The organism is Actinoplanes sp. SE50/110, from assembly GCF_900119315.1.
Classification (GTDB): Bacteria; Actinomycetota; Actinomycetes; order Mycobacteriales; family Micromonosporaceae; genus Actinoplanes.
Genome location: NZ_LT827010.1, coordinates 2,163,165 through 2,188,120, shown reverse-complemented (window position 1 = coordinate 2,188,120; position 24,956 = coordinate 2,163,165). Strand labels below are relative to the sequence as shown.

Here is a 24,956-nt window from a genome sequence, read left to right as displayed (position 1 = left end):
CGGCCCACAAGCTGCGCGGCACAGCGGGCCGAGCGCCGAGTGCCCCAGCCAGACGACCCGGCGGCGGCCCGGCGGCGGCCCGGCGGCGGCCCGGCGGCGGCCCGGCGTGGGCCCGGCGGCGGCCCGGCGTGGGCCCGGCGGCGGCCCGGCGTGGGCCCGGCGGCGGCCCGGCGGCGGCCCGGCGGACAGCCATCGCCTCGCCCGGGCCGCGACAGCGGGACAGGCGAGACCCGCGAGACCAGCGAAACCAGCGAGACCGGCGAGAACCGCGAGACCCGCGATCCGCGGGACCGGCGAGACCGAGATGGTGGACGGCGAAGAGGCGGCGGGAGGCAGGCCGGGCGGTCACTTCCTCGCCCGCGCCGCGTGGGCGCGGAGCCAGGCCAGCAGGTCGGGCCAGACCGCTTCGCTGAGGGTGCGGCGCAGCAGCCCGTGGTGGCCGATCATCGGGACGCCGGCGGCGGCCGGCGTGTAGGTGCGGCGTTCGACGTCGGCGCCGGTGAGGTGGGTGGTGAGGACGTCCATCTGTGGCGGGGTGGACCACGGGTCGTCGGCGGCGCCGACCGCCAGGACGGGGCCGGTGAGGGTGGCGGTGCGCTCCCGGGCCCGCATCGACGGATCGTCGAAGAAGTAGTTGCCCATCCGGACCCATCGGCCCCAGTCGGCCATCGCGGCGGCCGGCAGGTCTTCGCCGAGGCCGAGGCGGCTGGCCGGTACGTATCCGAGCAGACGGGCGGAGGCCGGCCCGAGCAGGTGGAGCAGCAGGCGGACCCGGGCGCGCTCGAGGCGGGACGGGATGGTGGTGATGGCCGCGAGGTGGGAGGCGACGATCACCGAGGCGGCCGGGTCGGTGCCGGCGGCGCCGAGGGCGATGGCGTGCCCGCCCAGGCTGTGGCCGACGGCGAGCCGGGGCAGGCCGGGGAAACGGTCGCCGGCCCAGGCGGCGACGGCGGGGGCGTCGACGCCGATCCAGTCGCGCATGCCGACGTCGCGGTGGTCGCGCGGGGACCCGGACCGACCGGTGCCCCGGTAGTCGTAGGTGATCGCGGCGATCCCGTCGGCGGCGAGGTATTCGGCGAAGGCGGCGTAGAAGCCCTGCGGGGTGGCCGTCGCGGAGTGCACGACGAGCACGGCGGCCGGCTCCTCGGGCGTGAACACCGTGGCGGTGATCGCGCCGCCGGTGGTCACCGGAATCCGGACCGTCTCCTTAGTTCGCATGCGAAATAAGATAACCCACCGGCGCGAACCGTGCCGCAGCCCAGGGTGGTGGGCTGCGGCACGCCGCCGGGGGTCAGTTCCGCGATCTCCGGGCGCGGACCAGGTACGTCTGTGCCACCACCACGACGGCCAGGAACGCCCCGCTGATCACCTGCTGCCAGTTGCTGTTGACGTTGCCCACCTGGTTGATCAGGTTCTGGATGACCCCGAGCAGCAGCACCCCGGCCACCGTCCCGGCGACCGATCCGGAGCCCCCGGTCAGCAGCGTCCCGCCGATCACCACGGCGGCGATCGCGTCCAGTTCCATGCCGCTGCCGAGCACGGTGACACCGGAGCCGAGCTTGGCCGCGTTGATCGCGCCAGCCAGGCCGGCGAGCAGGGCGGACAGCACGTACACCGCGACCTTGATCCGGCGGACCGGGAGGCCCATCAGCGCCGCGGCGTCCTCGCTGCCGCCGATCGCGTGCACCGCGTGGCCGAAGCGGGTCCGGTTAAGGACCACGATGCCGGCGCCGACCAGCACGGCCCCCACCCAGACCGGCAGCCCGATGCCGAGCACCGCACCGGTGCCGAGATCGTGGAAGGCGGAGCTCCTGACCAGGTAGGTGGTCGAGCCCTCGTCGCTGATGCTGCGCATCAACCCGCGGGCGCCGAGCAGGGCGGCCAGGGTCACGATGAACGGCGCCATGCCGGTGCGGGAGATCAGGACACCGTTGAGTACGCCGATGGCCCCGCACACCAGCAGTGGAGCCGCCAGCGCCGCGGCGAAACCGTACTGCGACGCCCAGGCGGCGACCACCCCGCCGAGCGCGTAGAGCGAGCCGACCGACAGGTCGATCCCACCCGTGATGATCACGAAGGTCATGCCGAGCGCGATCAGCATCGGCGGTGCCGCGGCGACCAGGATGGTGCCGGCGTTGTCGGCGCTGCGGAATCCGGGGAACGCGGCCAGGCTGATCACCACGACGGCGACCAGCACGGCGAGCGCACCCTGACGCCGGACCACCGCGGCGAGGCGACCGGGTTCGCGGCCGGCCGGCAGGGGGACGGACATGGTCACCGGGTCCTCCTCTCCCGGGCCGCGTACACCGCGACCAGGATGATCACGGCCTGCACCATCTCGGTCGTGGACGGCGGGAGATCGTGTTTGATCATGGTGGCGACCACCAGTTGCATGAGCAGGGCGCCGGCCACGGTGCCCAGCACCCGCACCCGGCCGCCGGTGAGCGGCGTGCCGCCGACCACCACGGCGGTGATCGCGGAGAGCTCGATCAGCAGGCCGACCGCGGACGCGTCACTGGACTGGATCCGGGAGACCGACAACAGTCCGGCGATCGAGGCGAGCACGGCGCAGAAAACGTACACACCGATCAGGACTTTTCTGACCGGCAGTCCGGCGAGCTCGGCGGCCGGCCGGTTGCCGCCGATCGCGAGCAACCGGCGGCCGAAGACGGTGCGCCGGATGACGAAGGCGACGGCCAGCACGAGCAGCGCGGCGATCCAGACCAGGACCGGGATGCCGAGCAGGTCACCGGAGCCGAGGTAGAGGAAGTCGTCGTTGCGGATGTCCTTGAGCCGGCCGCCGGAGACGACCACGGCCAGGCCGCGGCCGCCGACGAACAGTGCCAGGGTGGCGACGATCGGCTGCAGGCCGACCCGGGCGACCAGCACCCCGTTGATCAGTCCGACCGCGACGCCGGCGAGCAGCGACACGAGGATCGCGGCGACCACGCCGTAGCCCAGGTAGAGCGGGATCAGCGCGGCGGCCAGGGCCATCACCGAGCCGACCGACAGGTCGATGCCCTCGGTGCCGATCACCAGGGCCATGCCGAGCGCCACGATCACCACCGGCGCCGCCTGGATCAGCTGGATGCGCAGGTTGCTCAGGGTCAGGAAGTACGGCGTGAACGCGACGTTGTAGGCGGCCAGCAGCAGGATCGCCGCGTACACGCCGTATCGGGGCAGCCAGGCCGCGCTGACGGCGGCCCGGGGGCGGCGGGTCAGGGTCTCAGTGCTCATCCGCGGCCTCCGCGATCGTGGCCATCAGGTCCTCGGTGGTCACCCGGTCGCCGGACAGGATGCCGACGACCGCGCCGTCGCGCAGCACCACCACCCGGTCGGCGCCCTCGACCAGTTCCTCGGCGTCCGAGGAGACCAGCACCACGCCGAGCCCCTCGGCCGCCAGCTCGTCGATCAGCGCCTGCACCTCGGCCTTGGCGCCCACGTCGATGCCCCGGGTCGGCTCGTCGAGCAGCAGCACCTTCGGCCCGGTGGCGAGCAGCCGGGCGAGCAGCACCTTCTGCTGGTTGCCGCCGGAAAGGTCGCCGACCGGCTGGTCGGGGCTGGACGCCTTGATCCGCAGCCGGCTCATGTAGGTCCGCACGACCTCGTCGATCTTCTTGTCGCTGACCAGGCCCATCCTGGTCATCCGGGGCAGGACGGCCAGCGCGATGTTGTCCCGGATGGACAGGCCGGGCACGATCCCCTCGGCCTTGCGGTCCTCGGGCTGGGTGGCCACACCGGCCCGGACCGCGCGGACCGTGCTGGGCCGGCCGAGTTTCGTCCCGCCGACCTCGATGTCGCCGGCGTCGATCGGGTACGCCCCGCCGATCGCCTTGATCGTCTCGCTGCGACCGGCGCCGAGCAGGCCGCCGAGGCCGACCACCTCGCCGGGTCGCACGTCGAAGCTGATGTCGTCGAGCCGCGGCCGACTGGTCAGGCCGCGGACCCGCAGCACCGGCTCGCCGGTCGGCTCGGCGCTCTCGGCCGCGCCGGTGAAGCTGGTGAAGTCGTCGCCGAACTCGCGGCCCAGCATCAGGGAAACCAGCCGGCGCCGGTCCAGATCGGCCATCCGGCCGGTGTGCACGAGTCTGCCGTCGCGCAGGATCGTCACCGCGTCGCACACCTGGTAGAGCTCGTCCAGCCGGTGCGAGACGTAGACGATGCCGATCCCCCGGGCGTGCAGGTCACGGATCACCCCGAACAACGTCTCCACCTCGCGGGGTTCGAGCGACGAGGTGGGCTCGTCCATGATGACCACCTTGGCGTCGATCATCACGGCCCGGGCCAGCGCCACCATCTGCTGCGCGCCGAGCGCCAGGGTGCCGAGACGCCGGCGTACGTCGGTGCGCACCCCGTAGCCGGCCAGCAGCTCACCGGCCTCGCGGACCATCCGCGCCTCGTCGAGCAGACCGAACCGGTTGCGTGGTTCGCGCCCGAGGAACAGGTTGTGCGCCACGCTCATCAGCGGGACGAGGTTGACCTCCTGGTAGATGGTCGAGATGCCGGCCCGCTGGGCGTCCAGCGGGGTGCCGAACCGCGCCGGTTCGCCCTGGTACCGCACCTCGCCGCCGTCCGGCTGGTAGACGCCGGTGAGCACCTTGATCAATGTGGACTTGCCGGCGCCGTTCTCCCCCACCAGGGCGTGCACCTCACCGGGCTGCAGCGTGAACGACACCCCGTCCAGCGCGCGCACTCCGGGGAAGGCCTTCGACACGCCGGCCACTTCCAGCAGCGCCATGCGGCGCCCTCCTCACAAGCCGGTCCGCCGCCCGGGCACGGTTGTCGCCGCGACCGGACGGCGGGCGATCACTCAGTACGCGCTGCCGACATCCGTCTTGGCGTTGCTCTCGTCGTACGCCCGGTCCTGGATCACGATGTCCTGGCCGACCGGCTTGCCGCCGAAGAAGTCGGTGGCGGTCTGGAAGGCCAGCGGGCCGAAGCGCGGGTTGGACTCGATGACCGCGGAGAACCAGCCGTCCACGATGCCCTGCACGGCGCCCTTGGTGCCGTCGATCGAGACGATCTTGACGTCGCCGGCCTTCTTGCCCGCGCCCTTGAGCGCGGTCACCGCGCCCAGGGCCATCTCGTCGTTCTCGCCGTAGATGCCGTTGATGTTCGGCTTGGACTGCAGCAGCTGCTCGGCGACCTTCTGCCCGTCCTCGCGGGAGAAGTTGCCGGTCTGCTCGAACGAGATCTTGATGTCCGGCGCGACCTTCGCGATCTCGTCCTTGAACCCGCTGGTCCGCAGCGTCGTCACGTTGTTGCCGGGCGCGCCCAGCAGGATCGCCACCTCGCCCTTGTTGCCCAGCGCCTTGGCCATCGCGTCCGCGGCCCGCTTGCCCTGCTCGGCGAAGTCGGACCCGATGAACGTCAGGTAGTCCTTGCAGGCCGTCGCGTTGATCTTCCGGTCGATCGTGATGATCGGGATGTGCTTGGCCGAGGCCTTGGCGAACACCGAGTCCCAGCCGTCGGAGTTCAACGGGGCGATGACCAGCAGTTGCACCCCGCCGTCGATCATCTGCTCGACGTCCGCGACCTGCTTGGTGAACTGCGAGTTCGCGTTCGTCGTCTTCAGGTTGGCGATGCCCAGCTTGGCCGCCTCGTCCTTGATGGACTGCGTCTCGGCGATCCGGAACGGGTTCGCCTCCTTCTCCGACTGGGAGAAGCCGACCTGCGCCGTCTTCAGGTCGAGTTTGGCGGCGCCGTACTGCTCCAGGGTGCAGGTGGGGCCGCTCGCGGCGGCGGACTGGACGACCTGGCTGGCGGCCGGACCCGCGCTGGCCGTGCCGGCGGTGCCGGAGTCCTCGGCCTTCGAACAGGCGCCCGCGCCGAGCAGCAGGGCGGCTGCGGCGAAGGTGGCGGCGACGGACCTAGGGCGCACGAAAGCGACGTTTCTGAACATGGGAGCCCCCTCAAAGCCTCACGGCTTCACACGCAAACGCTAGTTGATCAATCACTGGTCCGATCAGGATTGAACACATTCACCCATCGACGCTAATAATCTGTCAAGACCCCGAACGGTAACCCGGGCGAAACGTGACATCACCGCAACGTGAGCGTTCACATACGGACGGCGCGGGCGGCCGGGGCGCTGGCGGGCCGCGCTGCGACAAGAGCGGGGTCGGGTGCGCGGGAGCGAGTGGCGAATGATCCGGCCGCCGATAAACGCGGTGGGCCGCCGTCACATATCGACAGTGGGTCCATCTCCGCTGACCACGACGGATCTTGCGAAAAGCGGCGACGCCCAGGGAAAACGATGAAGGTTGATCAAGGCGCTGCTCACCAGGCCGGCGCGACCCGCGCACCGGCCGGCAGCTCGGCGCGTACGGAGAGCGAGGTCGAAATGAGCCGAGGCGGAAATCGCCCTCCGGAATAGAGCGCTCTCTCACTCATATGGCGATCACAAAATCGCACATCGACGATGTGGTGAGCGTTCAGATCTGAATGTCCGCCGCGCGGTCGACCCCGGCCGGGCCAGGCAGGCTCCCGATGGTTAACGCAACCATGGCGAGTCTCTCGAAGATCGCCATGGCCGGGCCGGGCCGCCGCGGGATCGAGGGAAAAACGGACAAAGCGCTCAGCCGCCTGGCCGGTGACCGGTCAGGCGGCTGAGCGCTTCTTCCCGCGACAGGTGCCGACCGGGCTTCACGGCGACGGCCGGCGAACCGTGATCGGCAGCTTCGGCTCGCGGCCGGCGAGACCCCGTCCGCCACGTCACCGGATCAGCGACGCGGAGCCGTTCCTAGAGCTGGTTGATCCGGATCAGGTTGCCGGCCGGGTCCCGGAAGGCGCAGTCGCGGATCCCGTACGGCTGGTCGGCCGGCTCCTGCACCACGTCGGCGCCGCCGGCCACCAGCCGCTCGAACACCCCGTCGAGGTCCTCGGTGGCCAGCGTGACCGCGGCGTAGCTGCCCTTGGCCATCATCTCGGCGATCACCCGGCGCTCATCGTCGGTGATGCTCGGGTCGGCGGCCGGCGGGTGCAGCACGATCGACACCGGCTGCCCTTTGGCACCGACCGTGATCCACCGCATGTCCTTGAAACCGACGTCCTTGCGCACCTCGAAGCCGAGCACGTCACGGTAGAAGCCGATGGCCGCCTCGGCGTCGTCGTGCGGCAGGAAACTGGCCTGAATCCGAATGTCCATGCGGCCCATGCTAGGAACGACCGGCGGTCCGGGCTTCTCGATTCCTGACCGGTCTGGTGACCTGTTTCGCCACACAGTTCGGCATCCCGTCGGTCGCGTCCGCGGCGGTCCGCCGGTACGCGCTCGGCGAGATCCCGACCAGCTCGGTGAACCGGGTGCTGAACGTTCCCAGCGACGAACACCCCACCGCGAAACAGACCTCGGTCACACTCAGATCGCCGCGCCGCAGCAGCGCCATGGCCCGCTCGATCCGCCGGGTCATCAGATAGCCGTACGGCGACTCCCCGAAGGCGCTCCGGAACTCCCGGCTCAGATGCCCCGCCGACATGTGCGCCCCGCGTGCCAGCGCCTCCACATCGAGCGGCTGAGCATAGTCCCGATCGATCCGATCCCGCACCTGACGCAGCCGTTTGAGATCACGAAGCCGCTGCTCAAGACCGCCCATCCGGCCATGGTGCCATGCCGCGGGGCCGGCGCGGGTCACCCGGCCAGGCCGAGGTCCGCCAGCAGCTCGGTCAGGTCGGCGGCGGTCAGCTCGTCGATCGGCTGGCCGGGCTGCCGGAGCGAGCCGTCGGCGATGAACCCCCGCCGCCGCAGGATCTCCTTACGGACCGCCAGCCCCACCCCGGCCTGCTGCTCGAAGACCAGCAGACGGAGGAATCGGGTGTACGTCGATTTCGCCCGCGCGACGTCCCCATCCGCCCAGGCGCGACAGATGTCGATCAACGCCTCGGTGTAGGCGAAACCGGTCATCGTGCCGGCCGACCCGTGCCGCAGCTCGTCGAGCAGATACATCCCGCCCATGCCGCCGAGGATGGTCCGACCCGGCGGCAGCAGCGCCCGGGTGCGCGCGGTGCGGACCGGTGTCGGCAGACTCTCCAGTTTGATCGTGGTGATCAGCGGGACCGCCGCGACGAGCTCGGCCATCTGCTCCGGGGTGAGATCGACACCGCTGGCCGCCGGGAAGTCCTGCAGCACGATCGGCAGGCCCACGCTGTCGGCCACCTCACGGTAGTGCGCGGTCAGCGCCTCCCCCGCGGTCCAGCCCTTCGGCGGGGCGATCATCAGCCCGGCCGCGCCCAGCTTGCGCGCCTCGGTCCCGGCCTGCACCACCGTGGCCGTGTCGTCGTGGCTGGCTCCGACATAGACCGGCACCCGACCGGCCACCGCCTCGACCGCCGTGGCGACGACCAGGCTCCGTTCCTCGGCGTTCAACCTGTGCGCCTCACCGGCCACGCCGAGCACGGTCACCCCGTCGACCCCGGTCGCCAGCACCCCGTCGACCAGGGTGCCGATGCTCGCGGTGTCGACCCCCAGGTCCGCGGTGAACGGTGTGGCGAGAATGTTGAAGACTCCACGAAGACCGGTCTCGGTCACGACGGCTTCCCTTCCACGACTACTAGATGTCGTCCAACGGATCGAAATCGACCAGCAGCATGTCCCGGACCGCGCCGGGGCCGAGCGCCCGCACCGGGCTCACCTCGTGTTCCACCCGGCGGTCGTCGACGATCAGGGTATCCAGGCGCCCGGTCAGCGTCGTGCTGAACACGGGCTTGTCATCACCTGGCATGAAAACGAGGGAGGACCCGCCGGAGCACGACTCCCGGCCGATCAGGTGCATCGCCACATAGAGATGTCCATCGAAGTGCCGACCTTCGGGGGCCGGATTCTCGGGATGATCCGGGCCGACGGTCACCCGGATGAGGTGGATACCGATGCCGAAGGCGCGCGGCTCGAGCCGGCCGATCACGTCCAGGTCGAATCGGAGCAGCGTGCGCAGGGCGGATGAGCGCAGGAACGACGTACCGACCGGCGCGAACCGGCGAGCCGCACCCCGGTACAGCGGGATCGTCGCGGCCGACTGGGTGAACGGCGCGCCGGGCAGGTCGTCGAGCCGGTATTCGCCGTCCGCGCCGGGCACCGCCGCGATCCGGCCGTACCGCCGGCGGCGGAAGGTCGACCCGCCGGGCAGATAGGCGTCGGGCTCCAGTCTGGACCACGCGGCCAGGAAATCCGGCACTGCCGCCGGCGGCATCAGGGGCAGCAGACCCGTCCCGGCGACCGCCGCCACACCGGTGCCGGCCAGCGCCTCGGCCGCTGCGCCGCGCAGGTCAGCCACTCGCGCTCCCGGCCACCTCGGCCGCGGCCAGCTCCTCCAGATCGACCAGCTCGACCCCGGTGTACCGGTCGAAGGACTCGGAATACTTGAGCTGCTCCTTCTCGATGTCGAGGAACTCGCGGAGCCGGTCCGACGGGTGCCGGTAGATGACCTGGACGCCGGTCGTGTCCACCGCCTCCAGGCTGTCGAAGATGGTCAGGTCGCGCACCAGCTTGCGATGCGGCGGCAGGTTGTCCAGCTCCAGGTCCTCGGCCCAGACGATGCGCACCGCGATGCCGGCCTCGGTCTGCGCCCGCAGCGTGCGCCAGCTGCGCTCGTCCCACCGCCCGTCCGGCGCGATGATCTGTCGGCGGCTGAGGAAGAACGTGCGCGTGAAGGTGACGCCCTCGGCCGAGCGACGCCCGCTGACCTCGACGATCCGGCGGAACCGGGCCAGTGAGTCCCATCGGTAGAGCATCGGCCGGGTCAGGCTGACGTTGGACGCGTACACCGTGGAACGCGCCCGGTCGTAGAGCATCGGGGTGCGGATCGCGGCGATGTGCGACGGCACCTCCCCGATGCTCAGCCTGCGGGCCAGCAGGAACACCTCGGCGCGCAGCTGGGGATCGTCGATCTCGTCGATCATCCGGAAGAGGTCCAGCTTCTCCGCCATCTCGGCGGTGATGTGCGCGCGGAACTCCTTCTGATCGCTGTTCATCCGCTGTTCGATCAGCGCCACCGCCAGCGAGACCACGGCACCGGTGGACACCACGATGAACGTCTCGTTGTTGGACAGCTTGAACACGATGTCGGAGAGCAGGCCGATCACCACCGTCACAGAGGCGCTGATCAGCGACATGGCGTAATTCCGGAACGCTGACATCTGAACCTCAAGCTCGCTCGCGGACGGACCCTGATGGCCGCATGGTAACGGCGCGGCGCTCCCAAACCGTGATCAATTCCCGCAGTATCCCGGGCTGCGCGGCCTCGGTCACGGCGGCGGCGGAGCACAGCTCGGCGACCGTCGAGCGGCCGTCCGCCAGCGACAGCACGCGGTGCAGGCCGGCGGAGACGTCCACCCGCTGCTGGACGAAGTGCGCGCTGGCGGTCGCCTCGATCGAGTGGTGGAAGCCGGACCCGTCCGGGGCCGGGCGGGAGACCAGCTTGCGGCTCAGCGGCACGCCGGGGCACAGTGTCCGGGCCTGCTCCGCCAGATCCAGGCCGGGCCGGCGGCGAACCAGGAAGTCGTCGACCACCAGCAGGTCGATTCCCGTGGTCAGGAAGCAGACGACGCTGTCGTCGACCGAGTCGGCGATCGGCTCCGCATTGTTGTTGAACGACGTGTTCAGCAGCGCCGGCACACCGGTCAACTCGCGGAACGCGTCGATCAGCGCCCAGTACCGCGGCTGCCGGCTCCGGGAGACACTCTGCACCCGGGCGCTGCCGTCGACGTGGGTGACCGCGCCGAGCAGCTCCCGGTGCTCGGCCCGGATGGTCAGCGTGTAGGTCATGAACGACAGGTCGGCCCGGGCGGCGGGCATCTCGACGAGACCGGCCAGGTGTTCCTGCAGCACCGAGGGAGCGAACGGCCGGTAGCCCTCCCGTTTCTTGACCATCTCGTTGATGCGCGATTTGTTCCCGGCCGGCCGCGGATCGGCCAGGATGCTGCGGTTGCCGAGAGCGCGCGGGCCGAACTCGGACCGGCCGTGCACCCAGCCCACGACCGCGCCGCCGGCCAGCTCGCGGGCCGTCGTGCCGATCGGGTCGGTCAGCCGGGTCACCTCGACGAGCCCCGACCACGCCGCGAGCCGATCGGCGATCCGCGATGCCGATGGCAGGTCGGTGCCCAGCGACAGGTGCGGCATCGCCGCCCGGCCGCCGCCGCCCAGCACGTGGTCGGCGTGCAGTGCGGCGCCCAGCGCCCCGCCCGCGTCGTGCGCGGCCGGTTGGACGTAGACCTCGTCGAACAGCCCCTCGTGCAGTAACCGCCCGTTCAGGGTGCAGTTGTGCGCGACACCGCCGGCGTAGACCATCCGGCGCAGTCCGGTGCTCGTCGCGAAATGCCGGATGACGTGCAGCACCACGGTTTCCAGGGCCTCCTGCAGCCCGGCCGCGAAGTCGGAGTGCAGGGTGGTGAACGGCTGGCCGGACCGGCGGGCCAGCGGCAGCAGCCCGGCGTCGTGGATCAGTCCCCAGCGCTCGGCCCGGGTGGCGAGCCGGAACCCGCCCTCCGGCCGCAGCTCGTAGAACTGCTCGAACAGCGACCGGAACCGCCGCGGATCACCGTACGGCGCGAGTCCCATGACCTTGTACTCGTCGAACCGCCGGTAGCCCAGGAGACGGATGCTGTCCGAGTAGAGGTCGCCGAGCGAATGCGGGACCGGCCACTCCCGCAGCACCTCCAGGCCCGCCTCGCCGGCCCGGGCGACCATCCCGGACAGCGCGTCGCCGGACCCGTCGATCGAGACGCCGAGCGCCTCCGGGAATCCGCTCGGCCCCCAGGCGCTCCACAGATGCGCCTGGTGATGGTGGCAGAAGTGCAGACGGTCGGCGACGTCCGTGGCGAAGTGCCGGTCGAAGATCTCCCGCAGGGCGTCCCGCACCGTCGGGGTCCCGCTCGACGGGTCGTCCAGGAAGGCGTTGGGCGACGGCAGACCGGCGTCCGCCGGAAAGATCTCCCGGGTCCGCTCCTGGAAATTCATCGCCACCACGTCGACGTCCGGAAGGCGGACGCCCCCGATCTCCAGGCATCGGGCGATGGCCCGGGCGGGGAAGAAGTTCGAGTGTTTGACCCGGTTGAGGCGTTCCTCCTCGACGGCCGCGACGATCTGCCCGTCCCGTAGCAGCACGGCTGCGCCGTCGTGGGTCGACCAGCCGGGCCCGAGATCGTCCCACTCCGGTCTGATCCCGCCATGCCACCCGAGTATGAGCACCCGGCCTCCCGTCCCGATGTCCGTCCGATCAGGACGGCAGTCGGAACAGGATCGCAGACGCAGGCGGATCGCGACCACCCCCCGGCCGTTCAGCGGCGGCGGCGCCAGCGGGGGTCCCGGCTCCAGCGGGGGCCGACGACGCGCCATTCACGGGCCCAGGATGCGCAGCGGTGGCGGTCCAGCAGGGCGCGGGTGGTGCGGTGCAGGCCGGCCAGGAAGGCGGCCAGGCAGAGGATGGCGCAGAGGGCGACCAGGATGCCCTGCGAGGTGGGGCTGTGCCGCAGGGGTGGCGCCTGCAGGCGGCCGGTGTCGTCGACCCAGATCGCGATCCGGGCGCCGGCGTGGACCTCGGTGGGAGTCTGGACCAGGCCGCTGTGGGCGGTGCCGTCCGGGGCGATCCAGGTGGCGCGGGCGGCCTGCGGGGCGGCGGTGCGGGTGCCGATGGCGCCGTACGTGCCGGAGTCCTCGACCAGGACCGCGTCGACCTGGAAGACGTGCGCGCGTTCCCAGTCGCGGGCCCGCACGTCCGCGCGGTAGCTGGCCGCGCCGGCCCACCAGGCCAGCAGCGGGGCGCCCGCGAGGAACGTGAGGACCAGAACGAACATCACCAGGCTCTCGACCCGGTCCGAGGTGCGGCGCAGGAGGTTCCGTTCCCAGCCGAGCCGGCGCGCGATCATTCCCGAAGCCTCTCCCGGAAACAAGCCCGGACGACGCACATCCTCGCACTGTCCGGCCCGGTGACCGCCGGAAACGAAGCGCCACGCCGGGCGGCGGCGCCGGTCGATCAGGACAGCGTGAGCACGTGGAAACCCCACGCCGGCAGATCGACGTAGAGCCCCTCGGCCGCCAGCTCGCTGCCGGACCGTTCGAAGACCCGCCCGTCCAACCGGTCGACCAGCCGCCACGCCCGCCCGGCCAGCGACGGCCAGGGCAACTCCACCCGGCCCTGCGCCGGCCGCCCGGAATAGTTGACCACCACCAGCGCCGCCTCCCACGCCCAGGCGAGCAGGTCCTGATGGGACTCGTTGTCGGCCCACCCGGACGTGCCGAGCAGCCGCCACCGCCCCCGCCGGACGGCCGGCGCCAGCCGGACCAGCCGGCGGTGAAAGTCGCGCAGGCCCGGGTCGAGATGCTCGTCGCGATAGCGGGCCAGGAACACCGGCAGGTGCGCGCGCCGGCCGTCGAACTGCCCGTCGTGCCACAGCGTCGCCCCGGGCAGGGTGGCCATCGCCACCGCCGCCGCCCGGTTCCGCCCGCCCGGCAGGGTCGCCGCGGCCCGCGGCTCGTCATGGTTCTCCAGGAACCGGATCAGCCGCTCCTGATAGCCCAGCCCGGCCGCCAGGTGCCGGCGCACCGACCCGGCGTCCTCGTGGGCGAGGCGGTCGTAGAGCCGCTTGTCGTAGCAGAAGTCGAAGCCCTGCTGCTGCAGCAGCCACTCGGTCTCCCAGTACACCTCGGCGATCAGCACCACCTCCGGATGCCGGCGCCGCAGCTCACCGATGAGCGCCGGCCAGAACTCGTCGTCCGGGCGCGGACCGGCCCAGCGACCCCAGGTGCCGGCGAAGATGTCGTTGGTGAGCAGCATCGCCATGTCGCAGCGCATCCCGTCGCACTGCTCGGCGATCTGCGACATGACGGCCAGGGTCGCGGCCCGCATCCCGGGGGCGAACGCGTTCAGCTGGGCGACATCCGGCCACGGCGGAAAGTACGGGTCGCGGCCGTGCGCGATCACCCGCCCGCCGGCGTGGAACCAGCCGGTCGGGTCGGCGGCCAGATCGTCCTCGCTGCCCCGGATGAACCAGTCCGGATGCCGGACCACCGCGGGATGGTCCGGCGCGACATGGTTCGGCACGTAGTCCAGGACCAGCTTCAACCCGCGTCTGTTCAGCTCGGCGCGGGCGGCGGCGAGCCCGGCCGGGCCACCGAGGCGATCGTCGGCACGGTAGCGGCGCACACAGTACGGCGAGCCGACCACGTCCTCCGGCGCCAGATCGGGCAGCGCCTGCCGGAACGCCCGCTGCAGCCCGTCGTTGACCCGGGCCACCGCCAGGCCCGCCGGGCTGCGCTCCCAGACACCCATCAGCCAGACCGCGTCCATGCCGGGCGCGGCCACCTCGTCCCAGACCTCGGCCGGCACGTCACCGAGGGTGACCGGACGGCCGAAACGGCGGGTCAGGCCGGTCAGCCACGGCCAGGTGTCGATCTCGTAGATCGCCGGAGCGGCCGGCCAGCCGGTCATCACGCAACTCCTCTACCGGAACGGTCCCTGGCCACCGTATCGTGCCACGCCGTCCGACGACCGACTGATGGCCGCCGCCGGACGGACGGCCCGCGCCTCATCGGCGACGCTCACCGCCCCCAGCACCACGAGGCCGATCAACCCGGTCCTGAAGATCCCCCGCATCCTCATCCTTCCCTTGCACGAACCCCCAGGTAGATCAACGAACGAACCCCCGGAAAATCAGGTTCATGAGGCAGATGTCGTGCGCTGCGGCCGACAACTGACCGTCGCTCATCGGGGGGCGAGCGGGTCCGGCGATGCGGCCGCTGCGCGTGGCGAACAATCGCCAGGCCGTTCCACATCCGCTGTCGGTCACGAAAGAGCTTTCACCAGGCTCTGCGCCGCGGCGAGATCCCGCGCCTCGGCGGCGGCGGGGTCGTTGCCGGCTCGGGGGCCGCGCGGGCGCAGGGCCAGGATCTCGTCGACGGCCCGCGAGTCGACCCGCATCGTGTCGTACGCGGGTGGGTCGGCGAGGAAGGCCAGAGCGGCGGCGGGGAGGACGGCGCGGACGTCGGTCAGCGCGCTGCCGAGGCCCCGGAGCAGCCCGGCCGCGCCGACCTCGGCCCTCGCCACATCCGGATGGGTCAGCACGTCGCGCAGGCTACGGTCGCCCAGGCCGGCGTACCGCGCCGTCGCCATCCGATGGCCCACGGACCCGGCCGGAGAGTCGGTCCGGTCGTCTCCGGCCGCGCCGCGGCAGAGATCGAGCCGGTCGGCGGGCGGCGGATAGGACTCGGCGCCCGCGCCGTCGCCGGCGTCGCGCAGGGCCTCGGCGAGGATCATCGGGTAGGCGGGGCCGCAGGCGACGGTGGCGACGACGTCGGCGAACGCCTCGCCCAGCCAGGGGGTCCACCGCGCGGCGGTGCCGGCGTCCAGACCGGCGAGCGCGGCGGGAAGGTCCGCGGTCAGGCCGCAGTCGTCCTCGACGTGGTGCCCGGCCTCGTGCGCGACCAGCAGCACCCCGGGCAGGTGGCCGGTGAGATACCACGGGATGCCGATCACCGGGACCGGCAGTTCGCGGACCGCCGTCAGCCCGGCGGTCGTGCGCACCCCGCGGGGCAGCAGGTCGCGGTAGCCGGCGCCGCGGGCCGCCGCGAACGGGACCGCGCCGCGGTCGAGGAAGACCAGCGGCGGCTCCTTGCGGCCGGCGGCGACGCCCGCGGCCAGCACCGAGGGCCGGTACACCGCCCAGGCCAGCTCGTCGGCGACGGCCAGGATCCGGCTCAGCGGGCCGACCCGGCGCAGCAGCAGTTTGGCGCGGAAGAAGTCCCAGACGTGGAACAGGTCGAGGACCAGCTCGAAGGTGTCCGCCCGGTCGAGGCCGGCGCCGAGCAGCCGGGTGATCGCCTCGATCTGGCTGGTGTGTTTCGCCATCGGCTCGGTACCGGCCAGCTCCGCCCAGTACGCCCATTCGTCGCGCAGCCCCCGCACCGCGTGCACCAGCTCCGCCTCGCGCAGCACCGCCGGCGAAACCTCCCGCGGGACCGCCGGCGCAGCCTCCCGCGGGACCGCCGGCGCAGCCTCCCGCGGGACCGCCGGCGCAGCCTCCCGGGACATCGCGGGGAAGGCCTCCCCCGGCGTGGTCACAGCAGCGCCGTCGGGGCGGCGAACAGCGTCGTCGACCGGGCCGCCAGCAGCTCGTCGTCGCGTTTGAAGTCCAGCGGCCGGCCATCCGGCACCCCGGCCGGCCGGATCGCCCGCACCAGGTCGAGCGGTGACCGGCCGTGCGCCAGCCCGTCCGCGATGGTCAGCACATAGTCACCGCCGCTGCGGATCAGCCCGGTCGCCAGCACGGCCGGTACGCAGCCCTCGGCGAACACGTGCGCGGCGAACAGGTTGCGCAGCACGATCTGCCACGGCACGTCGTAGGGCGACCCCGGGTACGGCGGGTCGAGCACCAGCACCGGCTCCCGCCCGGGCCGCCCGGACCGCAGCAGCCGGACCACGTCGGAGGGCTCCAGCACGCTGCCCGGCCCGAGCCGGAAGTGCGGCCCGGAGTCCCGGTAGTCGAGCCGGCCGCACACGTGCAGCACCGCCGGCTCGTCGGCGAGCACCTGCTCCAGGCCGGGCACCGAGCGCACCTGATAGCCGCACCGCTGGTACAGATCGGCCACGTGGTAGCCGTAGTCCTCGTGCGAGGTTCCGGCGACGGCCTGCACCACCACCGCGCTCAGCCGCCGGGCGCCCCGGTCGCGGGCCACCGACCCGCGCAGCCGGGCGAGCGGCTCCCCGCGCAGCGGCGGGGTCAGGTCCCGGCAATCGAGCGCCGCCCCGGTCTCCGGGCCGAGCACCCCGTCCACCTCGACGACCGCGCCGAGTGTGGTCAGCGCGTACTGCAGCCAGCGCACGTCGGCCGGCCGGGCCCGGGACGGCATGGCCCGCCACAGCGCCGGGGCGGCGGGCGTGGCCAGTTCCCAGGGCAGGCCGTGAAGGAGCACGTCGTCGGAGTCCAGTCGGTCCGGCGGGACGGGCGCGGCGAGGGCCCGGCCCAGCTCGAGGGTGAGGGCACGCCAGTCCTGCACGAGCCGCACCTGCAGCTCGTAGAAGGTCTGCGGGACCCCGGCCGGCCAGGTCAGCGGGTGCGCCGCCAGGGCCGCGACGGCGACCAGCGACTCCGGTTCGGGGCCGCCGAACATCCGGCCGAGCCGCCAGTCCAGGTCGGTGGCGGCGGCCCGCAGCCGCGGGTCACCCAGGTGCTCCGCGGCCTCGCGGTAGATGTCGATCGCCCAGCGGGACGGCCGGTCGACCGAGCGGCACAGCCGGACCGCCTCGGCGTACCACGCGGCCGCGCCGGTGCCGAGTGCCAGCCGGCGCAGCCCGACCGCCCGCAGCAGCGGGTACGACGGCACCGGGAGCAGCGTCTCGGGCTGAGCCAGCCGCCCGGCCGCGGCGTCCAGCATCCGCGAGCCGAGCAGCGGGTCGGCCCGGCTCACCGGCTGCAGCACCACGGCGGCGCGGTCCGGATCGCCGGCGAGGCGTTCCAGCACGGCCAGCAGAGGCAGTTGGGCGGGCCCGTCGTCCGGGTGGTCGGGCGGCCAGGTGAGCACCTCGCGCAGCCGGGCCACCTCCTCGGCCGGGGCCGGGCCGGGGTGCCGGGCCAGCTCGGCCAGCACCCCGAGCCGGGCCGACGGCGGACTGATCCGGCCCATCGCCTCGGCCAGCGGGCCGAGCAGGTGCCGGTGCGCCGCCCAGTCACGCGCCAGCCGGGCCGCGATCACGACGGCCACCTGCTGCGGTGGGCCGGTGACCGGCTCCGGCCGGTCCTGGTCGAGCCGTTCGGCGACCAGCTCGTCCCACAGCACGCCGATCCGGTCGTCGGCCGGCACCGGCGGCCGCTGCAGCGCGGCCGCCGCCCGCAGGTCACCGACCTGCCGCACCAGGAAACGATGATGGAGGTACGCCGATTCGGGGTGCCCCTCGGTGAACCCGGCCTGGCTCCACAGGGCGGCGGCCAGCTTGAGGTCGTGCTCGGCCTCGTCGAGCAGCAGCAGGTCGCCGAGGACCAGCGCGCGTTCCTGGTGGACCCGGGCGAGCAGGGCGGCCCGGCGGCCGTCGGTCACCTCGCCGGCGGCCTCGACCGCGGAACCGAGGTAGCCGACCGCCGCCTCGCTGATCCCGAGCCGCCCGCAGGCCCGGCCGCACAGCCGGTGCCGTTCCACCCGCTCGGCCGGGGCGTCCGGCCGGACCCGGGCGAGCACCTCCAGCGCGGTCCCCGGCTGGTACGCCGAGATGAGCAGCTCGGCCTCGCGCAGCCGGGCCCGGACACCCCCGGCTCGGCGGCACCAGTCGAGCGCCCGGTCGAACCGACCGGCTTTCTCGGCGTCCCGGGCCAGGGCCAGGGCCAGCGGCTCCACCTGGTCCGGCCGGCGCTGCCCGGCCAGGTCCAGCGCCTCCGCGAAGATCACCCCGGAGGCGTGGCCGGCCGCGTCGGCGAGGACCCGGAGCAGGTCGATCCGGTCGTCGGCGCTCGCCTTCGGCAGGGCGGCGACGACCAGGGAGGCTGCCTCGGTGGATCGGTCACCGACGCAGAGGGTCGCGGCGTACATGGCAACCGCCAGCCCACCAGCCGGCAGCTGGGCCGCGGTCCGGAGCCGGTCGGCGCGGGCCAGGAAACCCTCGGCCTCGTTCCACAGCGGGTCGGCGGCGGGCGCGCCGGCCCGCCGGGCGCGCTCGATCGCCGCGTAGGCGAGCCAGACCAGCGCGTCGGCCCGCTGCCCCGGTTCGATCACGCCGTCCGGGTAGTCGCCGGTGAGTACGTCGCGGGCCAGTCCGGCGAGTCCGTCCAGGTCGCCGGCGGCGCGCCGGGCCCGGATCCGCGCGTCCCAGTACCGTTGCGCGCCGGGGTCACCGAGCTGCACCCGGTGGTAGTAGGCCTCGCGCTCGAACGGCGCGGGAGCCTGCGGGTGCGCCGCGGCCAGGTCGTCGAAGCGCTGCCGGAACGCGGCGTGCAGGTCCAGCGCGACCGGCTGGGCGGCGATCAGCTCGCGCATCGGGGCGCGCACCTTCTGGTGGAAGACGACCAGCCGTCCATCCCGATCCGGTTCGGACACCCAGGAGCGTTGCGCCGCGTAGTCGAGCAGCCGCCGCCAGACCGCCTCCTTGGCCGACACCTCACCGCCGACCGGGAAGACGCCGTCGTCGCCGGCGAGGTGGTGCCGGTCGGCGCGCGGGTCGTCGCGGTCGGTGACGCCGGAGCGGCCGCTGACCAGGAACGGCCACATCATGTGGAGGTCGGCGTAATACAGCCGGCGCGGGACCACCCCGTAGCGGACCAGCCAGCGCACATCCGGATCGGGGATCCGGCGGATCACCCGGTCGATCAGCAGCCGCAGCGCCGGATCCCGGTAGGCGCGCAGGTCGGCCGGGCTGGTCGCCGGCTCCTCCGCGATCAGGTCGGCGAACATGGCGACCAGGAACGGGTGCCCGCCGGTCCGCTCGACCACCGCGGCGACCAGGTCCGGATCGGTGATGTGCCGGATCTCCCGCAGATATCGGCCGGTCTGCTCGGGGGTGAAGTCGCCGAGCGCGACCGGCCGCACGTCGCCGAACGCGGCCAGCGCCGCCCCGGCCCGCTCGCGCAGGTCGTAGCGCCCGGCCAGGATCAGCCGCAGCGACGGGCACTGGGCGACGATCCGGGCCAGCGCGCGCAGCAGGTCGTCGGCGCCCGGGCCGAGCAGCACCTCCTCCATCGTGTCGACGACCAGCAGCACCGGTCCGGCGCCGGCCGCGTCGTTGAACCGGCGGACGAAGATCTCCGAGACGGCCCGTTCCAGCCGCTCCGGGTCCTGCGCGGTGAGTCCCTCGGCGGCCGCCCGGGCCTGTTGCGAATCCTGCCGGTCGAGCAGGCCGCGGTACGAGGCGAAGCGGTCCAGCCGTTCGAAGACCCGCCGGGCCCAGCGGCGTTCCAGCTGCTCGGCGATGTCCAGCAGGAGCAGCCACGGGTAGCGGGCGCTGACCACCGGGTCGACCACGTCGAAGTCGATCCGGGCGCACGGGATGTCGAACTCGGCCGGGACGCAGCGGCGGGCGATCAGCCACTGCAGCTGCACGGTCTTGCCGGTGCCGGTCGGCGCGAACACCTGCCAGACCCGCGGCCCGCGGCCGTCGAGCAGCGCGTCGGCCTGCCCGGCCAGCCCGTCCGGCTCCAGATACTGCGCCGAGCGGCTCCACGTCGCCGACCAGAACAGCCGGGCCCGCAGATAGCCGGCGCGTTCCAGCCGCAGCGCCGCCACCTCCGGCCCGGCGTAGGTGAGCCGCTTCGGGTCGCCGAGCACGTCGATCAGGTCCTGGCAGCGGGCGAAGTCCCGGTTCCGGTCGGCGGCCCGGAACTCCGCCTCGAACAGTGCGATCGCGGCCGCCGGGTCGGCCACCAGCAGGTGCCGCAGCCGCTCGATCTGTGGGCCGCGCCCGGCCAGCCAGGCCGCGATGTCGGCCTCCAGGGCGGCCAGCCGGTCCCGGGCCGGCTGCCACTCGCCCATCCAGGCGACCGCCTCCGACCGGCGGATCCGCCAGCGGTCGTCGCCGGCCCGCTCCAGCAGGCCACGGCCGGTCAACTCGTCGAGGGCCGGGGCGTCCGGGGCGCCGTGCGCGGCCAGGACCGTGTCGTACAGCGCGCGGTCGAAGTCGCCGGCCGCGGCGCAGACCCGCAACGCCCGACGCCAGCTCTCCGGCAGGCAGTCCCGCTGGATGTCCTCCAGGGAACGCCCGGCGGCCAGCAGCCGGACGATCTCGGCGAGCCGCTGGTCGGTCACGGCGCCACCGGCCCGATCACGTCGAGCACCTCGTCGAACCGGGTCACCCAGGCCTGCGGGCTCACCCCGCAGATCGCCCCGAACACCGGCTTGAGCAGCTCGAACGGTAGCCCGCGGCGGCGGCAGTAGTCCCGGGCCAGGCGCATCATCTGGGGTGCCTCGAAATCGCCGATGGTGACCACCGGACCCCAGTAGGCCTGGTCCCGGCCGGGCAGCCGGGCGGCCAGCCAGTCGGCCTTGCCGACCAGCATCAGCCGCAGCCCGCCGCCGGCCGCGGCGACCGGGCGCAGCAGGCTCGGATAGATCGCGCTGTCGAACGACTCGGGCAGCACCTGCTCGGCGTTGTCCAGCGCGATCACGTGCGGCCGGTCACCGGCCGCGGCGGCCAGCGCGGTGCGGAAGCCGTCCAGGATCCGGTCGCGCTGCTCGGCGGCGCGCGGCCGGTTCTCGTCGAACCGCCACCGCTCCCCCGACCAGCCGGCCGGCTCCCCGGCGAGGGTGCCGAACAGCGCGTCGAAGCCGGCGAACGCCGCGGCCGGCAGCGGCTCCGCCTGCCCCGGATCGGTGCACGCCTCGCGCATCATCTGCAGCACGTGCAGCCACGTCTTGGTGAGCGCGTGCTCGCCGTCCGGCCGGGCCAGCGGCACTCCCAGGTCCACATAGGTGACCCGGTAGCCGCGCAGGAAGTAGGTGAGCAGGCTGAACCGGGTGAACCAGGTCTTCCCGGTCGGCTTGTGCGGGTTGCCGGAGCGGCCACCGACCACCAGCAGCGACCGCGGCGGGGTCGCGGTCAGCGGGTCCAGGGCCCACCAGGCGTCCCGCCGGCCGGGCGCGTGGTCCAGGAAGTTGCGGAGCATCTGGTACTCCGGGCGGGCGGTCAGGCCGGCGATCTGCTCGGCCGGCCGGCGGAACCCGGTGCGCACCACATCGGCCGGGTCGGTGCGGCAGGTCAGCACCGGGATCGCCCACTCGCCGGTGTCGCCGGTCGTGCGGGCCAGTTCGGTCCGGGCCGCGGCGACCGCCCGGTCCAGCCCCAGCCCGGCGAAGATGCCCTGATAGAGCAATCCGGCGAAGGTGGCGGCGGCCGGCGACTCGACGTCGGCCTGCATGGCCACCACAGCGCCGGCGCCGGCCCGCAGGAACGCCTCGGCCACGCCGCCGACCTGGTCCAGGGCGTCGGCCGCGGTCCGGCAGGCGTTGACCACGACCAGCCGCGGCGTCCAGTCGTCCGACATCATCAGGCCGACCTCGGTGCTGGCCAGCTCCCACCCGGCGCCCTGTGGCCGCCCGGCGGTCACCCAGTTGAAGGCCAGCGCGGCGGCCCGGCCCGGGACCCGCGGCATGCCGTGGCCGATGAAGTGCAGCACGTGCGGCCGCAGCCGGTCGATCTCCTTGGCCAGCCGGTCCCGGTCCGGCCCGTCGACGATCTCGATGTGCGCGCGGGCCGGGCACTCGGCGGCCGCCCCGGTCAGCCCGGCCAGCTCCTCGTCGCCGAGCACCTGCCGATCGGTCGGGTTGCAGACCACCACCAGCACCCGCAGCGGGCCGTCCACCTCGGCGCCGGCCCGCGGCGGACCGCCCCGCCAGAGGGTGCCGCCGCGGCGCAGCGCCAGCCGGTCCGCCCCGGAGGCGAGCAGCTCCCAGGGCAGGCCACGCAACGGCGGCGGGATCCGCAGGCGCAGCCGCAGCGGGGTGCCGTCCTCGTCGACCTCGTTCCACAGCCGGGCGGTGTCCTCCCGGATCACCGCGTCGAACAGCTCGCGACCCAGCTTGCCGCGGGTCTCGGCCGGGATCCGGCGGTCCAGCGCCCCGTCGAAATGCGCCGGATCGAGCACACCGGTGATCGTCGCGGTGGCCGGCGGGCGACCCGCCACGGTCAGCGTGACGGTCCGCTGGTCGGCGGCGACGGCCAGCTCGGCGTCCACCGTGCTCACAGCGGCTCCAGCACCGCATCCGGGTCGTCGCGGGCCTCGTCGACCAGCAGCGGCGGCACCGCCTCGGGTGCGGCGCCCCGCCCCGGCTGGCGCGGCCCGTAATCCGTCGCCACCCGGTGCAGCCACGTCCGGCGCAGCCGGAACACCCGGTAGAACGGGGTGACCTCGGTGCCGGACCACTCCAGGCCGACCCGGCTGGACCGGGCCACCGCGACGTTCCCGGCCAGGTCGGCCAGTTTCAGCGGGCCGGCGCCGACTGTCGCGTCCACCCGCAGCTCGGCCGAGGCGTCCGTGTCGGAGGCGGCCAGCACGGTACCGGCCGCGGCCGTGACCACGTCGGTGACCCCGGCCAGTTCCGGCGCCCACACGCCGTTCCAGAACTGCTTGACCAGATTGCCGGCGACCGCCCGGGTGTCGGCGAAACGGTCCTGGGTCAGCCCGGTGAACAGCGCCAGCACACTGGTGTCGCCCTTGAAGCTGACCAGCGCACCGGCGTCGGCCTGGGCCAGCGCCGAGAAGCCCGGCGGGGTGGTGCCGGACAGTTTGAACGTGACCTGGGCCGAGCCGTTCGCGTCGTACAGGAAGTCGGCCGGTGGCGCGGCCGCCGCCGCAGCGCCGGCCACCCCGTATTTCGTCAGGTCGCCGGCGGGCCGGATGGTGCCGCCGGACGTGTCCAGCACGTCGCCCACCCGGACCCGCTGCGACAGCGGCCAGTTGATCCACCAGCCGTGCCAGGCATCCCGCATCGCCGACCGGTAGCTGCCGAGAGAATCGCCCATGATCGCCCCCTATGGCACCTCATCGTCCTCCGCGGGGGCGGGCGGGCGGTATTACCGGATCAACCGAGGCCCGGCCGCCGATCATCGGGCTGATACCGCCTCACAGGTTGGTCATCCGCTCCATCTTTTCCGGATAGCGCTCGCCCTGCACCCCGGCCCGGTCCGCGGCCGACCCGATCTCGGCCAGATCTGCCGGGCTGAGCTCCACGTCGAGGGCACCCAGGTTCTCCCGCAGCCGCTCCAGCCGCCGCGTCCCCGGGATCGGCACGATCCACGGCCGCTGCGCGAGCAGCCAGGCCAGCGCGATCTGCGCCGGCGTCGCACCCTTGCCGGCCGCGATCCGGCCGATCAGCTCGACCAGCGCCTGATTCGCCGCCCGCGCCTGAGCCGAGAACCGCGGCAGCCCGTTGCGCATGTCGTTCTCGGCGAACACGGTGTCCGCCCCGATCTTCCCGGTCAGGAAGCCCCGCCCGAGCGGGCTGAACGGCACGAACCCGATGCCCAGCTCACCGAGGGTGTCCAGCAGCTCCTCCTCGGGCCGCCGCCACCACAGCGAATACTCACTCTGCACGGCGCTGACCGGCTGCACCGCGTGCGCCCTGCGCACGGTCGCCGCGGACGCCTCGGACAGCCCGAACGCCCGCACCTTCCCGGCCGCGATCAGCTCCCGCACCGTCCCGGCCACCTCCTCGATCGGCACGTCGGGATCCACCCGGTGCTGGTAGAACAGGTCGATCGTGTCCACCCGCAGCCGCCGCAGCGAGGCGTCGGCCACCCGCCGGATGTTCTCCGGCCGACTGTCCACCCCGGCCCCCTGCCGCCCGTCCGCCCCGATCACGAAGCCGAACTTGGTGGCGATCACCACCTGCTCCCGGACCGGCTGCAGTGCCTCCCCGACCAGCTCCTCGTTGACCCACGGCCCGTAGACCTCGGCGGTGTCGAAGAAGGTCACCCCCCGCTCGACGGCGGCCCGGAGCAGTCCGATGTTCGCTTCCCGGTCCGGACCCGGCCCATAGCCGTGGCTCATCCCCATCGCCCCGAACCCGAGCGCCGAGACGGTCAGTTCCCCCAGTTTCCTCTGCTGCATACCCGGCACGCTACCGATCGCCCCGCCGCCCCCACCTGTGATCTTCACCCTCCCCGGTGCACGCCGTGCCGGCTCCGGATGCCGTCCGCAGCACCGGCCGATCGACTCGATGGGGTGACCACTATCGGTCAGCGGCGCGCGAGCACCTAGGGTGGCGGGATGCGTACGGTGATTCGTGGGATCGTGGTGTTGGCGCTGGTGGCCGGGGGTGGCGCCGGCATGGTGGGGCCCGCCGGAGCGGCGCCGGCGGTGACGTTCAAGAACTGCACTGAGCTGAACAAGAAGTACAAGCACGGGGTCGGCAAGCGGGGCGCCGAGGACAGGGTGAGCGGGTCCACCAAGCCGGTCACCACCTTCTCCGTGAACAACGATCTCTATGCGGCGAACAAGAGGCTGGACCGTGACAAGGACGGGATCGCCTGCGAGAAGCGGTGAGCGGGGTGATC

The 24,956-nt window shown here is 73.0% G+C and carries 19 protein-coding genes; 1 reads left to right on the top strand and 18 read right to left on the bottom strand.

The features are described from left to right. Positions 1-345 precede the first annotated feature (345 nt). The 18 genes from ACSP50_RS09800 to ACSP50_RS09720 form a co-directional block, all read right to left on the bottom strand. A complete protein-coding gene (locus tag ACSP50_RS09800) occupies positions 346-1,218 on the bottom strand; it encodes an alpha/beta fold hydrolase (RefSeq protein ID WP_014689014.1) in 873 nt (290 codons plus the stop codon). 73 nt (positions 1,219-1,291) lie between these two features. Next, positions 1,292-2,272, bottom strand: a complete 981-nt coding sequence (locus tag ACSP50_RS09795) for an ABC transporter permease (RefSeq protein WP_052311544.1) — start codon at positions 2,270-2,272, stop codon at positions 1,292-1,294. A 2-nt stretch (positions 2,273-2,274) separates the two neighbouring features. After that, the gene (locus tag ACSP50_RS09790; RefSeq protein ID WP_014689012.1) at positions 2,275-3,237 is read right to left on the bottom strand and encodes an ABC transporter permease; all 963 of its coding nucleotides are present in this window, start codon (positions 3,235-3,237) and stop codon (positions 2,275-2,277) included. Further along, positions 3,227-4,738 carry a sugar ABC transporter ATP-binding protein gene (locus tag ACSP50_RS09785; protein WP_014689011.1) on the bottom strand — a complete coding sequence of 504 codons (1,512 nt, stop codon included), beginning with the start codon at positions 4,736-4,738 and terminating at the stop codon, positions 3,227-3,229. Before ACSP50_RS09785 ends, ACSP50_RS09790 begins: the two co-directional genes overlap by 11 nt. 72 nt (positions 4,739-4,810) lie before the next feature. Then, positions 4,811-5,881, bottom strand: coding sequence for an ABC transporter substrate-binding protein (locus tag ACSP50_RS09780; protein WP_043513831.1), 1,071 nt, complete (start codon positions 5,879-5,881; stop codon positions 4,811-4,813). 861 nt (positions 5,882-6,742) lie between these two features. Next, positions 6,743-7,147: a VOC family protein gene (locus ACSP50_RS09775; protein ID WP_043513829.1), complete on the bottom strand. Its 405-nt coding sequence runs from the start codon at positions 7,145-7,147 to the stop codon at positions 6,743-6,745. A 10-nt stretch (positions 7,148-7,157) separates the two neighbouring features. Further along, positions 7,158-7,592, bottom strand: a complete 435-nt coding sequence (locus ACSP50_RS09770) for a helix-turn-helix transcriptional regulator (protein WP_014689008.1) — start codon at positions 7,590-7,592, stop codon at positions 7,158-7,160. A 35-nt stretch (positions 7,593-7,627) separates the two neighbouring features. After that, positions 7,628-8,524, bottom strand: coding sequence for a dihydrodipicolinate synthase family protein (locus ACSP50_RS09765; protein ID WP_014689007.1), 897 nt, complete (start codon positions 8,522-8,524; stop codon positions 7,628-7,630). Positions 8,525-8,546: 22 nt separating this feature from the next. Continuing rightward, a complete protein-coding gene (locus ACSP50_RS09760; protein ID WP_014689006.1) occupies positions 8,547-9,266 on the bottom strand; it encodes a 2OG-Fe dioxygenase family protein in 720 nt (239 codons plus the stop codon). After that, the gene (locus ACSP50_RS09755; protein ID WP_014689005.1) at positions 9,259-10,128 is read right to left on the bottom strand and encodes a hypothetical protein; all 870 of its coding nucleotides are present in this window, start codon (positions 10,126-10,128) and stop codon (positions 9,259-9,261) included. Before ACSP50_RS09755 ends, ACSP50_RS09760 begins: the two co-directional genes overlap by 8 nt. A gap of 7 nt (positions 10,129-10,135) precedes the next feature. Then, positions 10,136-12,178: a carbamoyltransferase C-terminal domain-containing protein gene (locus ACSP50_RS09750; RefSeq protein WP_014689004.1), complete on the bottom strand. Its 2,043-nt coding sequence runs from the start codon at positions 12,176-12,178 to the stop codon at positions 10,136-10,138. Positions 12,179-12,267: 89 nt separating this feature from the next. Further along, positions 12,268-12,855 carry a hypothetical protein gene (locus ACSP50_RS09745; RefSeq protein ID WP_014689003.1) on the bottom strand — a complete coding sequence of 196 codons (588 nt, stop codon included), beginning with the start codon at positions 12,853-12,855 and terminating at the stop codon, positions 12,268-12,270. Between the two features lie 107 nt (positions 12,856-12,962). Next, a complete protein-coding gene (locus ACSP50_RS09740; protein ID WP_014689002.1) occupies positions 12,963-14,417 on the bottom strand; it encodes an alpha-amylase family glycosyl hydrolase in 1,455 nt (484 codons plus the stop codon). Between the two features lie 354 nt (positions 14,418-14,771). Further along, positions 14,772-16,046: a hypothetical protein gene (locus ACSP50_RS09735; protein ID WP_014689000.1), complete on the bottom strand. Its 1,275-nt coding sequence runs from the start codon at positions 16,044-16,046 to the stop codon at positions 14,772-14,774. After that, entirely contained in the window at positions 16,043-20,710 is a 4,668-nt protein-coding gene (locus ACSP50_RS09730) for a hypothetical protein (RefSeq protein WP_014688999.1), read from the bottom strand. Before ACSP50_RS09730 ends, ACSP50_RS09735 begins: the two co-directional genes overlap by 4 nt. Further along, positions 20,707-22,644, bottom strand: a complete 1,938-nt coding sequence (locus ACSP50_RS09725) for a CHAT domain-containing protein (protein WP_014688998.1) — start codon at positions 22,642-22,644, stop codon at positions 20,707-20,709. Before ACSP50_RS09725 ends, ACSP50_RS09730 begins: the two co-directional genes overlap by 4 nt. Next, the gene (locus tag ACSP50_RS42955) at positions 22,641-23,423 is read right to left on the bottom strand and encodes a hypothetical protein (RefSeq protein ID WP_014688997.1); all 783 of its coding nucleotides are present in this window, start codon (positions 23,421-23,423) and stop codon (positions 22,641-22,643) included. Before ACSP50_RS42955 ends, ACSP50_RS09725 begins: the two co-directional genes overlap by 4 nt. A gap of 100 nt (positions 23,424-23,523) precedes the next feature. Continuing rightward, positions 23,524-24,510 carry an aldo/keto reductase gene (locus ACSP50_RS09720; RefSeq protein ID WP_014688996.1) on the bottom strand — a complete coding sequence of 329 codons (987 nt, stop codon included), beginning with the start codon at positions 24,508-24,510 and terminating at the stop codon, positions 23,524-23,526. A gap of 159 nt (positions 24,511-24,669) precedes the next feature. Between ACSP50_RS09720 and ACSP50_RS09715 the strand changes: the two genes are divergently transcribed. Beyond that, positions 24,670-24,945, top strand: a complete 276-nt coding sequence (locus ACSP50_RS09715) for an excalibur calcium-binding domain-containing protein (protein ID WP_014688995.1) — start codon at positions 24,670-24,672, stop codon at positions 24,943-24,945. Positions 24,946-24,956 lie beyond the last annotated feature (11 nt).

Bases quoted from the DNA above. Each gene is read 5' to 3' on its own strand.
- ACSP50_RS09800 (WP_014689014.1), bottom strand. From the start codon at position 1,218: ATGCGAACTAAGGAGACGGTCCGGATTCCGGTGACCACCGGCGGCGCG.
- ACSP50_RS09795 (WP_052311544.1), bottom strand. From the start codon at position 2,272: ATGTCCGTCCCCCTGCCGGCCGGCCGCGAACCCGGTCGCCTCGCCGCG.
- ACSP50_RS09790 (WP_014689012.1), bottom strand. From the start codon at position 3,237: ATGAGCACTGAGACCCTGACCCGCCGCCCCCGGGCCGCCGTCAGCGCG.
- ACSP50_RS09785 (WP_014689011.1), bottom strand. From the start codon at position 4,738: ATGGCGCTGCTGGAAGTGGCCGGCGTGTCGAAGGCCTTCCCCGGAGTG.
- ACSP50_RS09775 (WP_043513829.1), bottom strand. From the start codon at position 7,147: ATGGACATTCGGATTCAGGCCAGTTTCCTGCCGCACGACGACGCCGAG.
- ACSP50_RS09770 (WP_014689008.1), bottom strand. From the start codon at position 7,592: ATGGGCGGTCTTGAGCAGCGGCTTCGTGATCTCAAACGGCTGCGTCAG.
- ACSP50_RS09755 (WP_014689005.1), bottom strand. From the start codon at position 10,128: ATGTCAGCGTTCCGGAATTACGCCATGTCGCTGATCAGCGCCTCTGTG.
- ACSP50_RS09745 (WP_014689003.1), bottom strand. From the start codon at position 12,855: ATGATCGCGCGCCGGCTCGGCTGGGAACGGAACCTCCTGCGCCGCACC.
- ACSP50_RS09740 (WP_014689002.1), bottom strand. From the start codon at position 14,417: ATGACCGGCTGGCCGGCCGCTCCGGCGATCTACGAGATCGACACCTGG.
- ACSP50_RS42955 (WP_014688997.1), bottom strand. From the start codon at position 23,423: ATGGGCGATTCTCTCGGCAGCTACCGGTCGGCGATGCGGGATGCCTGG.
- ACSP50_RS09720 (WP_014688996.1), bottom strand. From the start codon at position 24,510: ATGCAGCAGAGGAAACTGGGGGAACTGACCGTCTCGGCGCTCGGGTTC.
- ACSP50_RS09715 (WP_014688995.1), top strand. From the start codon at position 24,670: ATGCGTACGGTGATTCGTGGGATCGTGGTGTTGGCGCTGGTGGCCGGG.